The sequence below is a fragment of the Actibacterium sp. D185-2 genome, from assembly GCF_054954595.1.
Genome location: NZ_JBPWNX010000008.1, coordinates 112,088 through 123,278, shown reverse-complemented (window position 1 = coordinate 123,278; position 11,191 = coordinate 112,088). Strand labels below are relative to the sequence as shown.

15 protein-coding genes and 2 tRNA genes are annotated in these 11,191 nt (G+C 62.0%); 2 read left to right on the top strand and 15 right to left on the bottom strand.

Annotated elements, in window-relative coordinates:
- Positions 1–208: 208 nt before the first annotated feature.
- Together ACSR1C_RS14105 and ACSR1C_RS14100 are read left to right on the top strand one after the other, a co-directional pair.
- Positions 209–991: a hypothetical protein gene (locus tag ACSR1C_RS14105; RefSeq protein WP_460259892.1), complete on the top strand. Its 783-nt coding sequence runs from the start codon at positions 209–211 to the stop codon at positions 989–991.
- Positions 981–2,309, top strand: a complete 1,329-nt coding sequence (locus tag ACSR1C_RS14100) for an ATP-binding domain-containing protein (RefSeq protein ID WP_460259893.1) — start codon at positions 981–983, stop codon at positions 2,307–2,309. The genes ACSR1C_RS14105 and ACSR1C_RS14100 overlap by 11 nt, the downstream gene beginning before the upstream one ends.
- 214 nt (positions 2,310–2,523) lie before the next feature.
- Here ACSR1C_RS14100 and ACSR1C_RS14095 read toward each other — a convergent pair.
- The 15 genes from ACSR1C_RS14095 to ACSR1C_RS14025 form a co-directional block, all read right to left on the bottom strand.
- Positions 2,524–2,598: transfer RNA gene (locus tag ACSR1C_RS14095), tRNA-Phe, on the bottom strand.
- 146 nt (positions 2,599–2,744) lie between these two features.
- Positions 2,745–2,927 (bottom strand): DNA gyrase inhibitor YacG, encoded by a 183-nt coding sequence (locus tag ACSR1C_RS14090; protein ID WP_460259894.1) that lies wholly within the window; start codon positions 2,925–2,927, stop codon positions 2,745–2,747.
- Positions 2,924–3,964: a ribonuclease E/G gene (locus tag ACSR1C_RS14085; RefSeq protein ID WP_460259895.1), complete on the bottom strand. Its 1,041-nt coding sequence runs from the start codon at positions 3,962–3,964 to the stop codon at positions 2,924–2,926. Before ACSR1C_RS14085 ends, ACSR1C_RS14090 begins: the two co-directional genes overlap by 4 nt.
- Positions 3,961–4,539 carry a Maf family protein gene (locus ACSR1C_RS14080; RefSeq protein WP_460259896.1) on the bottom strand — a complete coding sequence of 193 codons (579 nt, stop codon included), beginning with the start codon at positions 4,537–4,539 and terminating at the stop codon, positions 3,961–3,963. Before ACSR1C_RS14080 ends, ACSR1C_RS14085 begins: the two co-directional genes overlap by 4 nt.
- 9 nt (positions 4,540–4,548) lie before the next feature.
- Positions 4,549–4,767 carry a translation initiation factor IF-1 gene (infA, locus tag ACSR1C_RS14075; RefSeq protein WP_011455993.1) on the bottom strand — a complete coding sequence of 73 codons (219 nt, stop codon included), beginning with the start codon at positions 4,765–4,767 and terminating at the stop codon, positions 4,549–4,551.
- A gap of 148 nt (positions 4,768–4,915) precedes the next feature.
- On the bottom strand, positions 4,916–5,389 hold the full coding sequence (locus ACSR1C_RS14070) for an arsenate-mycothiol transferase ArsC (protein ID WP_460259897.1): 474 nt from the start codon (positions 5,387–5,389) through the stop codon (positions 4,916–4,918).
- A gap of 3 nt (positions 5,390–5,392) precedes the next feature.
- A complete protein-coding gene (locus tag ACSR1C_RS14065) occupies positions 5,393–5,875 on the bottom strand; it encodes a UPF0262 family protein (RefSeq protein ID WP_460259898.1) in 483 nt (160 codons plus the stop codon).
- Positions 5,872–7,182 (bottom strand): histidinol dehydrogenase, encoded by a 1,311-nt coding sequence (hisD, locus tag ACSR1C_RS14060; protein ID WP_460259899.1) that lies wholly within the window; start codon positions 7,180–7,182, stop codon positions 5,872–5,874. Before hisD ends, ACSR1C_RS14065 begins: the two co-directional genes overlap by 4 nt.
- Before the next feature lie 43 nt (positions 7,183–7,225).
- Positions 7,226–7,720 carry a GNAT family N-acetyltransferase gene (locus ACSR1C_RS14055; RefSeq protein ID WP_460259900.1) on the bottom strand — a complete coding sequence of 165 codons (495 nt, stop codon included), beginning with the start codon at positions 7,718–7,720 and terminating at the stop codon, positions 7,226–7,228.
- The gene (locus tag ACSR1C_RS14050) at positions 7,717–8,193 is read right to left on the bottom strand and encodes a DUF2948 family protein (protein WP_460259901.1); all 477 of its coding nucleotides are present in this window, start codon (positions 8,191–8,193) and stop codon (positions 7,717–7,719) included. The genes ACSR1C_RS14055 and ACSR1C_RS14050 overlap by 4 nt, the downstream gene beginning before the upstream one ends.
- Positions 8,190–9,458 carry a UDP-N-acetylglucosamine 1-carboxyvinyltransferase gene (gene murA / locus ACSR1C_RS14045; RefSeq protein WP_460259902.1) on the bottom strand — a complete coding sequence of 423 codons (1,269 nt, stop codon included), beginning with the start codon at positions 9,456–9,458 and terminating at the stop codon, positions 8,190–8,192. Before murA ends, ACSR1C_RS14050 begins: the two co-directional genes overlap by 4 nt.
- A 12-nt stretch (positions 9,459–9,470) precedes the next feature.
- The gene (locus tag ACSR1C_RS14040; protein ID WP_460259903.1) at positions 9,471–9,611 is read right to left on the bottom strand and encodes a hypothetical protein; all 141 of its coding nucleotides are present in this window, start codon (positions 9,609–9,611) and stop codon (positions 9,471–9,473) included.
- A gap of 96 nt (positions 9,612–9,707) precedes the next feature.
- Positions 9,708–9,782 (bottom strand) — tRNA-Thr (locus ACSR1C_RS14035).
- A 113-nt stretch (positions 9,783–9,895) separates the two neighbouring features.
- Positions 9,896–10,114, bottom strand: a complete 219-nt coding sequence (locus ACSR1C_RS14030) for a hypothetical protein (protein ID WP_460259904.1) — start codon at positions 10,112–10,114, stop codon at positions 9,896–9,898.
- Positions 10,115–10,314: 200 nt separating this feature from the next.
- On the bottom strand, positions 10,315–11,088 hold the full coding sequence (locus ACSR1C_RS14025; RefSeq protein WP_460259905.1) for a ZIP family metal transporter: 774 nt from the start codon (positions 11,086–11,088) through the stop codon (positions 10,315–10,317).
- Positions 11,089–11,191 lie beyond the last annotated feature (103 nt).

Sequence of the window (11,191 nt, the reverse complement as noted above, 5' to 3'; positions counted from 1 at the left end):
GTCCGGGAATGGTTTGCCGCCCGCAATCAGTTCGCTATCATGTTCGATGAGCGCTTCAACGCGTGACCGTATCTGAAACCCGCATGGGCCAAACCAGATACACAGAGTTCATGACACTCCCCCTTCTCAACAAAAGCGGCTCGTCAACCGGCTAAACGCTCTCTGTGATCAGACTATTGTCACTACACACTCACCGCTAGTTGCGGCGATGTTCCCTGTCGAAGCAACTTATTTTGTCAATAACGACGATGGACAGATGTCTGTCTCTCCATTGTCAAAGACAGCACCCGCAGGTCCGACCAATCACAAGCAACACCTCTTTTTTGCTTGGCGACAAAAGCTAATTGCCGCGCTGATGCATCAGCGTGTTCTGATACCAGAAGGTATCAGCGATGTCGCTTGGCTAGAGGCGCTTCAAACTGCTTTGGAACTTAGGCAAAGTTGGGACTCGCCTGAAGGTGAACAATCGAAGTTCTCGACATTTGTTGGGGTCGTGCCCACAGACGACGCAAAGATCGCTGAGACGCATGAAGTGGTCAGACGTGTCCATCAAAATTGCGCAATCCTTGTTGACGGAGATCAAGCCGGAAGGGGCTACCTAACGGAATTGAATGAGGCTGATCCATCGCCTAGCGCGGCAATCATATGGCCAACAGATTGGAAAATTGAGCACGTAATCACTTGGATTGCGGAAGCAAACCTTGCACAAGTTTTACCCCAGTTAGTTGAAGCCAATGGCACGGCAATCGGTAGCGCGGCAGAGCTTTCTGCTTTCTTGGAAGGTAGGAAGTCCTACGCCCCGACACAAGAAATCACGTCGTCAATTCTGATGGGCGAATCCGCATGCCGCGAGCGGGCAGCCCAGCTACTTAATGCACTTTGTGACACTCTGCTTGACCCATCAGTCCAGAGTTCTCCACTTTTCATTCGGGAGACGGAAGACGGTGCTGCAATGCCGACCTTCCGGTTCGAGCCGCTCAATGACATTTGACTTCTTCGAAGGGCCGGCCGGGTCGGGCAAGACCTTCAGCATGGTGGCTCATGCTCGGCAATTGATCGAGAACGATGCGTTGGGTGAGGGTCAACGTATGCTTGCACTTACCTTTATGAATGGTGCGCGACGGCGGCTCACTTCTAGCCTGAACGCCGAGGCGTCTTTCAGACGAAAATTTGACTGTCTCACCTTTGACTCTTTTGCTCAGTCGTTGGCCAAACGAAGAAGTGCCAAACTGACCGACGAAATGCGGCAGCAGGCCGAGGAGCTAGACCATTTTGACGGGCCTTGTTTCTTGGCCAGTGAACTCTTGAAAGATGCTGAGGTTCGTCGCTGGGTGGCAAGAACATATCCCTTGGTGCTGGTCGATGAGGCCCAAGACCTCGTCGATGTTCATCGGCAGGGAATAATTCTTGGTTTGATGGAGTGTTGTGCGGCTGTGGTTGCCGCAGACGGTTTTCAGTGTTTGAGCGGTGGTCAAGAAGCAGCGGGTTTCATCGAGCAATTACAAGGCTTCGGAACCTCTCACTCCCTTACCCAAAATCACCGAACGGATAAGACGGGTTTGCTTTCCGCCGCTTTGGTAGTGAGGAGAGGTGAAGACATTCGGGCCGTATTAAATGAGGAAGCTATCGGGAAGACTGATAGGGTTCATTGGGTCGCGGAAGGTATTGAACTCTTGGAAGTTCCAGCCACAGCCAAAAATTCAGGATTGCTCGCATGGAATTTGGCGTTTCAATTGAGACTTGGCTCTGATGACGTTGCAATCCTCACGCCAGATTCGAAGAACACAATCATACGGAGCGCAATTAACACGGTCACAGAAAAGCAAGGGCCATGGCCACACAACGCTTATTCCGTCAGTTGGGAAGGTAATGATATCAGCATTGCGGGCGAACTGACAGAAGTGTTAGGATTTCCAGACTCAGCTTCATACGATGAAGTATGTGCTTTGCTTGACAATCACTTGGCAGTGCCAGCGGTCAAATCAGTAGACCGGCGCGTCCGGAGACTGCATAGGATCACAGGCCAAAGCGAGTTCGAAAAAGATCAACTGGTTTCCTTTGTCTCCGATGCAGTCAGAACCAATACGCGCCTTGGCTTCAAGAAAAGTGCGAAGGTCAAGGCCATGTCCATCCACGGAGCAAAAAACAGAGAGTTCGACAGAGTGATCGTCCTGTGGCCACAGTCAGTAACCGGAAGTGATGAGCACAAACGGCGTTTGCTATACAACGCCATGACACGCGCCAAGAGCCATTGCACCATTATTGTTCTTGGAACGGGGAGGCTAAATTCCGCTCCCTTCGCTCCTTAGCAAATCCGTTCTGCGCGATCTACGGAACTTCGATGCGGTGTGTCCTACTTGTGGGGTTCGGTTCGCGGCTTTCACGTCGAAGCAGTAATTTGCGTCTCAAGCGAAATCTGGAAGAATAGCTTTGAAATGATACCCCAGTGCTACCCCAGCCGAAAGCCACAGAGGAACGGCACAGTGACAAACAGCGCAAGGCATTGATTTAATTTTGTAAAAGTGGTGCCCGGGGGCGGAATCGAACCACCGACACGAGGATTTTCAATCCACTGCTCTACCCCTGAGCTACCCGGGCATGGGTGAACGGCGCGCCGTTCAGGTCGCGATGTTCTAGACGCGGGGCCGGGCCGTGTCCAGAGGGGATCGTCAGAAAAATGCGCGGTTTTCGCAGGGGGGCTTTCTGTCGCGAACCCAATTGGAAAAAGCCCCGATCCGGCGCCCTCAGTTCGGCTTGGGCGCCTGTTTGGCCAGTTCCGCCGCCGCCTGTTCCAGGGCCTCCGGATCGTCGGCGGGTACGGCGTAGCCGCCGGTCAGCCACTTGCCCAAATCCACGTCCGCGCAGCGCCTGGAGCAGAACGGGCGGTATTTCCGGTCGCTTTCATTGCCGCAGATCGGACAGTTCATGCGATGACCCCTTTTTCCAGCGGCAGGCGCTCGCGCTTGCGCTGCATCTCGTAATTGCCCAAGGGCGTCCAGCCGGCCAGCGTGGTGTCCACCGGATCGGCGCGGAAGGCGGCCTTGAGCACCTGTTCCAACTGCCGGCGATCGCGGATCGGCATCGGCGCGAAATCCACGATAATCTGTCCGCCCAGACCGCGCAACCGCAGCTGCCGCGGCAGATCGCGGGCGGCGGCCATGTTGGCCTTCAGCCCGGCGGCGGGCGAGGTGTCGTTGCCCGTATTCACGTCGATCGCGATCAGCGCGCGGGTGGGTTCGACGAAGATCGAGCCGCCGCCAGGCAGCGGCACAGGCCTGAACACCGCGTCGATTGCATCCAGCACACCGTGATCGGCAAAGCCGCCCACGCCTTCGATCACCTCGTCGGGGTCGGGGTCGGACCAGTCGCGCCAGGCCAGCAGATGCGCGTCCGGCGCATCGAGCAACAGTTCCGCCCCGCCGGTGGCATCGGCCATGACCTCTTCGGCCACCGCGCGCATCGCGGCGATGTCTTCGGCAATCGCCGCGCCGTCGATGAATGCGCAGGCCGAGCGCAGGATCAGGCCCAGCCCTTCGGGTGCGCCGTCCATTTCCTCATGCGCGATTTCCAGCAGGCGGTCGCGTTCGTCATCGTCGCGGATCGCGCGCGAGATGTTCAGCCCCGGCGCGTCGGGCGTCACGATGGCGTAACGGCTTTTGAACAGCAGTTTCGGCGTGACCGGCACGGCCTTGCCGGGCTCGGCATACCCGGTGACCTGCACCAACAGCGCCTGCCCCGGCGCAAGCCCCTTGGCCTGGCGCAGAAAGGCGCGGCCTTGCGGCAGGATCAGGAATACCCCGCCCTGCCCCTTCATCTGGCGATCCACCACCGCGCGATAGATCGCGCCGGGCGCGGGGATGTCGTCGGGCGGATCGATCAGCAGATCGTCCAACCGCCCGTCCACCATCAGCGCGGCGGCGCGGCGCCCGTTCACCTCGTCCAGAATGACAGAGCGACCCTTCATATCGTCCCCCGATACAGCGGATACCCCGCCCCCTGCAGCAATGTTGCGGTCTCGGCCAGTGGCAGCCCGACGACGGCGGAAAAAGAGCCGCTGATCCAGGGCACGAACGCCCCGGCCATGCCCTGAATGCCATAACCGCCGGCCTTGCCGTGCCATTCGTTCGATTGAAGATAGGCGTTCAATTCGTCATCCGACAGGCGTTTGAACTTGACCGCCGTCACCACGTCGCGCTCCCAGAGCTTTTCGCCCAGACGCAGCGCGACGGCAGTGATGACAGAATGCCGCCGCCCGCCCAGGGCCAGCAAAAACTCGGCCGCCTCGCCCGCATTGCGGGGCTTGCCCAGAATGCGGCGGCCCAGCGCCACGGTGGTATCGGCGCACAAAACCAGTTCATCGTCAGTTGCTCGCACCGCGCGGGCCTTTTCAATAGCCATGCGCGCGCAATAGGGACGCGGCAGTTCGTCCTTATGCGGATCCTCGTCAATATCGGGCGCGCGGATATCGTCGGGCACAACACCGATCTGCGCCAGAAGCTCTTTCCGGCGCGGGCTGCCTGAACCCAAAACGAGTTTCATAGAAACCGCTTACTTGAAGCGATAGTTGATCCGACCCTTGGTCAGATCATAGGGGGTCATTTCAACCTGCACTTTGTCGCCTGCCAGAACCCGGATACGGTTCTTGCGCATTTTTCCTGCCGTATGTGCGATGATCTCATGGCCGTTTTCAAGCTCGACCCGGAATGTCGCATTCGGCAGGAGTTCCTTTACGACACCGGGAAATTCGAGCATTTCTTCCTTGGCCATGGTCACTCCTACGTGGTTTTGCCCGCCAGACTGCGAGCGTGGCTTTAAATGCGCGCGGTTTCACTGTTTTTCAAGGGCTAAATCGGCGAAAGCCGCGTCACGCGGCGATATGGCCGGGCCGGTTTCGGCCAAAGCGCGGCCCGCCGGGCTAGCCCTGGGCGCCCTGTACCTGTTGCGGGATGCCGAACCGTTCGATCAGCCGCGCGGTGATCTGATCGCGGGCCTGGCGGTAGGAATCCAGCTTGGCCTCGCGGGTTTCGCCCAGGCCGGTAGGGTCGAGGATCGGCCAGTATTCCACATCCAGATGCGCGCAATGGGCCAGTTCCAGCGCGCGGCGCTGGCTGGCGGGCGACAGTGCGATCACCAGATCGAAACTCGACAGATCGTCGCCCCATTCCTGCAAATCATCGAACGAGCGGGTCCGGTGCCGTTCCAGATGCACACCGATCTCGGCACAGACGGCGACGGCGAAACCGTCGATTTCCAGATCGCTTTTCACACCGACGGATTGCAGATAGAAGCGGTGGCCATACAGCTTTTTCGCGATCCCCTCGGCCATGGGGGACCGCACCGCGTTTTGGTCGCAGCAGAACAGAACAGAACTGGGCTGCTTTTCCCCCACCCATCACCCCCCGAAATGCAGAACGCAAATCAGGGTGAACAGGCGGCGGGCGGTGTCCGCGTCCAGTTCGGCCTTGCCGTCCAGACGTTCCTGCAACACCCGGGCACCTTCGTTGTGGATACCGCGCCGGGCCATGTCGATCGCCTCGATCTTGGAGGGGGGCAGTTTCTTGACCGCGTCGAAATAGCTTTCGCAGATCTGAAAGTAATCCTTCACCACCTGCCGGAACGGGCCCAGCGACAGGTGGAACTCGGCCACGGCCTCGCCCGCCTCTGTCTGCACGTCGAAGACCAGCCGCTTTTCGCGGATCGCCAGATGCAGGTGATAGGGCCCGGCGGGCACGGCGCGATCCTCGCGCGCGGGCAGGCCAAAGCTGTTCTCCTCAAGCAGATCGAAAATGGCGACCTTGCGCTCCTGCTCGATCTCGGGCGTGGGGGGCGGCAGGCCGCTGTCGTCGATGTCGACGCGGGTCAGGCGGTTGGTCATGATATGCCCTCGTTCAGGCGGTCCAGACGGGCGCGCACGGACAGGCCGTGCGCTTCCAGGCTTTCGGAAATGGCCAGCCGTTCGGCGGCGGGGCCGATGGCGCGCAGCGCTTCGGGGGTCATCCGGGCCAGCGTGGTGCGTTTGAGGAAATCGAGAACCGACAGCCCGCTGGAAAACCGCGCCGAGCGCGCCGTGGGCAGCACATGGTTCGGGCCGCCGATATAGTCGCCGATCGCCTCTGGCGTCCATTGCCCCAGAAAGATCGCCCCGGCATGGGTGATCTTTTCGGCCAGCGCCTCGGCGCCGTCCACACAAAGCTCAAGGTGTTCAGGCGCCACCCGGTTCGACAGCGCCGCGGCCTCGTCCAGATCGCGCACGGTGATGATGGCGCCGAAATCGCGCCAGCTGGCCCCGGCGATGGCACGGCGTTCCAGCGTTTCCAGCCGCTTTTCCACCGCCGCCGCCACCGCGCGGCCAAAACCGGCGTCATCGGTCAGCAGAATCGACTGCGCGCTTTCGTCATGTTCGGCCTGGCTCAGCAGATCGACGGCGATCCAGTCGGGGTCGTTTTCCTTGTCGGCAATCACCAGAATTTCCGACGGGCCGGCGATCATGTCGATGCCGACCTTGCCGAAGACCCGGCGCTTGGCCGCCGCCACATAGGCGTTGCCGGGGCCGGTGATCTTGTCGACCGGCACAATGGTATCGGTGCCGTAGGCCAGCGCCGCGATCGCCTGCGCGCCGCCGATGCGGTACACCTCGTCCACACCGGCCAGCCGCGCCGCCATCAGCACCAGCGGGTTGGTCACCCCGCCCGGCGTCGGTACGCAGATCACCAACCGCCCGACCCCAGCCACCTTGGCCGGGATCGCATTCATCAGAACCGACGACGGGTAAGAGGCCAGCCCCCCCGGCACATAAAGCCCCGCAGCCGAAACCGGCGTCCAGCGCCAGCCCAGCGTGGCACCTTCGGGGTCGGTCCAGCTTTGATCCTCGGGCATCTGGCGGACGTGGTAGGCGCGGATACGTTCGGCCGCCAGTTCCAGCGCGGCGCGATCCTCGGGCGTGACCTTGGCACATTCGGCCGCGATCTCCGCTTGCGAAAAGGCCAGGGTTTCGGAGGTCAGATCCTGGCGGTCGAATTTCGAGGTCAGCTCGATCACCGCGGCGTCGCCGCGCGCCCGCACATCGGCGATGATCGCCGCCACCGTTGCGTCCACATCCGGCGCGTCCTCGCGCTTGGCGCCCAGCAGGGCGTCGAACCGGGCGGCGAAATCGGGGGCGGTCGTATCAAGAAACTGGGGCATGGGTCTCTCCTTGCCCTTCACATATCCGGCCTGCGCGCGCGTCTCAAGCGTCCAGGCGTTGGAACATCAGAAGCTCGTCATGCGACTGTCGATCGTGGTGGAACGCATCGGGGATCGTGCCCATCGGGCGAAACCCGTGCCGTTTGTAGAACGCCACCGCGCGCGGATCGCCGGCACGCGCGCCCAGTTCCATCTGCCGGATGCCGTGGCGCGCGGCGTCGGCCAGCACATGGGTCAGCAACTGCCCCGCCGCCCCCGTGCCGCGCCAGGCCGGGCGGATATAGACCGAAATCAGCATCGCGCGGTGGCGGGCCGCCATATGGGGCTCGGCGACCCAGCCCATCACCCCCGTGGCCTGCCCGCCGTCAAAACCTGCGTGATAATTCGCCTGTTCCAGCATGTCGGCAAAGAATGGCAGCGGCCTGTCGGCGATTTCCTCGTACCGGGTGGCAAAGGCCGGCGGATCGTTTTGCAGCGCCTCCAGCCGGATGTCGCGCCACAGCCCGGCGTCGCCGGGAAGAAGCCGCCGGGTGATCATTCGTGCACCGGGACCTTGCGCGATGGCGCAAGATAGGGCCGGGTGACATCCTTCAGCGTGACGTCCAGACATTCGACATCCAGCGCGATCGCCCCGTCCCCGGCCAGGGTCAGAACCACCCGGCCGGTGCCATCCTCGCCCGGCTCGAACGCAACCGACAGAAGCGACAGGATCATGTCCGTCTCGCCCCGATCCACGCCCTGCGATGCAACCCCGGCCACATCATCGAAGGCCAGCACGGATTGCACGCGTTCATAAGGACGGCCGCGGCGCTCGGCATCCACGCGATCCTCCCACCGGAAACGGTTGAGCAGCAGCGCAAAGCGGCGCTCGCGCGGGCGCCAGGCCATTTCCGTGACCGGAAAGACCGCATCCTGCACCAGGCTGGAAATCACCTCCAGATCGGCGGCTTCCAGCGCCTTCAGCGAAAGCGGCTGCGCACCGCCGTCTTCGAACCGTGCATCTTCGCTCATCCGACCTTTACCCGTTCGATCCGCGCGCCACAGGCGCCCAGTTTTTCCTCGACCCGCTCATAGCCGCGATCCAGATGATACACCCGGCTGACCACCGTCTCGCCCTCGGCGGCCAGTGCCGCCAGGATCAGCGAGACCGAAGCCCGCAAATCGGTTGCCATCACCGGCGCGCCCTTCAGCCGGTCGACCCCGGTCACGGTGGCATGGCCACCATGCACGTCGATCTTCGCCCCCATGCGCATCAGTTCGGGCGCGTGCATGAACCGGTTCTCGAAAATCTTTTCTTCCAGCACGCTGGTGCCTTCGGCGGTGCACAAAAGCGCCATCATCTGCGCCTGCAGATCGGTCGGGAACCCCGGAAACGGCTCGGTCACCACGTCCACCGCATTCACCCGGCCGTTGCGGCGGGTCACTTTCAACCCGCGTTCGGTTTCCTCGACCGCAATCCCGGCCGCGTCCAGCTTTTCGGTGAAGGCCGCGACCAGTTCCAGCCGCCCGCCCAGACATTCGACCGAGCCGCCGGTGATCGCCGGGGCCAGCATATAGGTGCCCAGCTCGATCCGGTCGGTGACGACCGGATGGGTCGCGCCATGCAGCCGGTCGACACCCTGAATGGTGATGGTGCTTGTGCCCTCGCCCGCGATCTGGGCGCCCATCTTGCGCAGACACCGCGCCAGATCGACGATCTCCGGCTCGCGGGCGGCGTTTTTCAGCACTGTGGTGCCCTTGGCCAGCGTCGCCGCCATCAGCAGGTTTTCAGTGGCGCCCACCGACACGAAAGGAAATTCGAACGTCGCCCCCTTCAGCCCGCTGCGGGCCTCGGCATGGACATAACCTTCCTTCAGTTCCAGCGTCGCACCCAGCGCCTCCAGCCCTTTGAGATGCAGATCGACCGGCCGCGCGCCGATCGCGCAGCCGCCGGGCAGCGACACAACCGCGTGACCGTCGCGCGCCAGCATCGGCCCCAGCACCAGGATCGAGGCCCGCATCTTGCGCACGATATCGTAAACGGCGGTGTGGTTGTTGATGTCATGCGACGACAGCGCCAGCACCTGCCCGCTTTGCAACGACGACACCTCGGCCCCCAGCGATTGCAGCAGCGTGGTCATGGTGCGGATATCCGACAGCCGCGGCGCGTTGGTCAGCGTCAGCGGCTCTTCGCTGAGCAACGTCGCCGGCATCAGCGTCAGGCAGGCATTCTTGGCCCCGGCAATCGGGATTTCCCCATTGAGGGCCGTGCCGCCCGTGACAACAATAGAATCCATCTGCTCTGCCTCTCAATCCCGGTCGTCGACAGCCTTGCGCGCCCGCGCCTGCTGCTTGCGCCGCGCCAGATTCGCCTTCAGCGCCTGTTTCAGGCGTTCTTCGCGGCTGTCCGTGGTCTGCGCGGGTTTTGCTTTCGGGGGTTTCTTATCCATGCGCCTTCTCTAGCGCAGTGGTGAAAACGCGTCCAGCCAGCGGTTGCAGCATTGGCGAATAGCAACCGACCGGCTGCGGCGGTGATTTCACGGGGATGGTGCTGCTGGAGAGAATTGAACTCTCGACCTCTCCCTTACCAAGGGAGTGCTCTACCTCTGAGCTACAGCAGCAGCGGGGGTCCGTTTATCGCTCTGCAATACGGCCTGCAAGCCCCTTTTTTGCGCTCTGACTTCCCGCCCGCACGAAAATCCGCGCGGGTGGCCGGAGCCACGGCATTGCGGCTTCAGCCGCGCGCAGGAACCGACCTGTATGATGCGGATGTGGTCTCGCCATCCGAGCCCTGCGGCGAATTCGACAGGGCGCACAGAACCGCGGTCCCAATCGTGCCAATCATTCCCGCGACGACATAGGCCGCGATGGCCACCCAGAACGGTGCTCCCAGTACCAACGACAAAGCCATGAAGGCCGAGCCCACGCCCAACCCAACCAAGAAACTGCCCATTTCTCTTAACTCCTCCACACACGCTGAACACGTGCCCCACCATCGCAAGAATATTACAAATACGTCACAATTTCCAGAAGCTCTGAAAACAACGACCAAAGCGTCGCAGGGCGTGTAATTCGAAACGCGTTTTCAGGGGCATGCGCGGGAAAGCGCGCAACCTCCACGCCGGACACGGGGCGCCCCGTGTCCGGCACACGTCATCCCAGCGTCACGTCCAGCACCATCATCAGAATCAACCCGATCACCAACCCCGTGGTTGCGGCGTTCTGATGCCCGTGCCGGTGGGTTTCGGGAATGATTTCATGGCTGATGATATAGATCATCGCCCCGGCCGCGAAACCCAGCCCCCAGGGCAGCACGACCACCGACACGCCGACCACCGCCGCGCCCAGCAGCCCGCCCACCGGCTCGACCAGCCCGGTGGCCAGCGCAACCAGGAAAGAGCGGCGCCGTGTATAGCCCTGCCCGCGCAGCGCCAGCGCCACGGCCAGCCCTTCGGGCACGTTCTGCAACCCGATGCCGGTGGCCAGCGAAATGCCGTTGGTCACGTTGCCGCCGCCAAAGCCGACGCCGACGGCCATGCCTTCGGGAAAATTGTGAATCGTGATCGCCAGCACGAAAAGCCAGATCTTGGCCAGCGCGACAGCCTCGGCGCCCTCGCGCCCCTCAATGAAATGCTGATGCGGCAGGGTTTCGTTCAGCACCGCCACCGCCAGCGCGCCCATCCCGATGCCCGCCGCCGTGATCAAGGCGGCAATCGGCGTGGACCCGTACAGCCCCTCGGCCGCCTCGATCGCGGGCAGGATCAGCGAAAAGAACGACGCCGACAGCATGACCCCCGCCGCGAAGCCAAGCATCGAGTCGTTCATCCGGCGCGACACGCTGCGCCCCATCAACACGGGCACCGCCCCCACCCCGGTCATCAGCCCGGCGCCAAGGCTTGCCAAAAGGCCCATCGCGACAATGTTCATAGGGTATCCTTGCGCAATAAACCCGTGCGCGCCAAGCCTTTTCGCCGATCTGCGACATTGCCACCGGCACCCCGCATTGGTAACTGTTTTTTACCAATGCAAA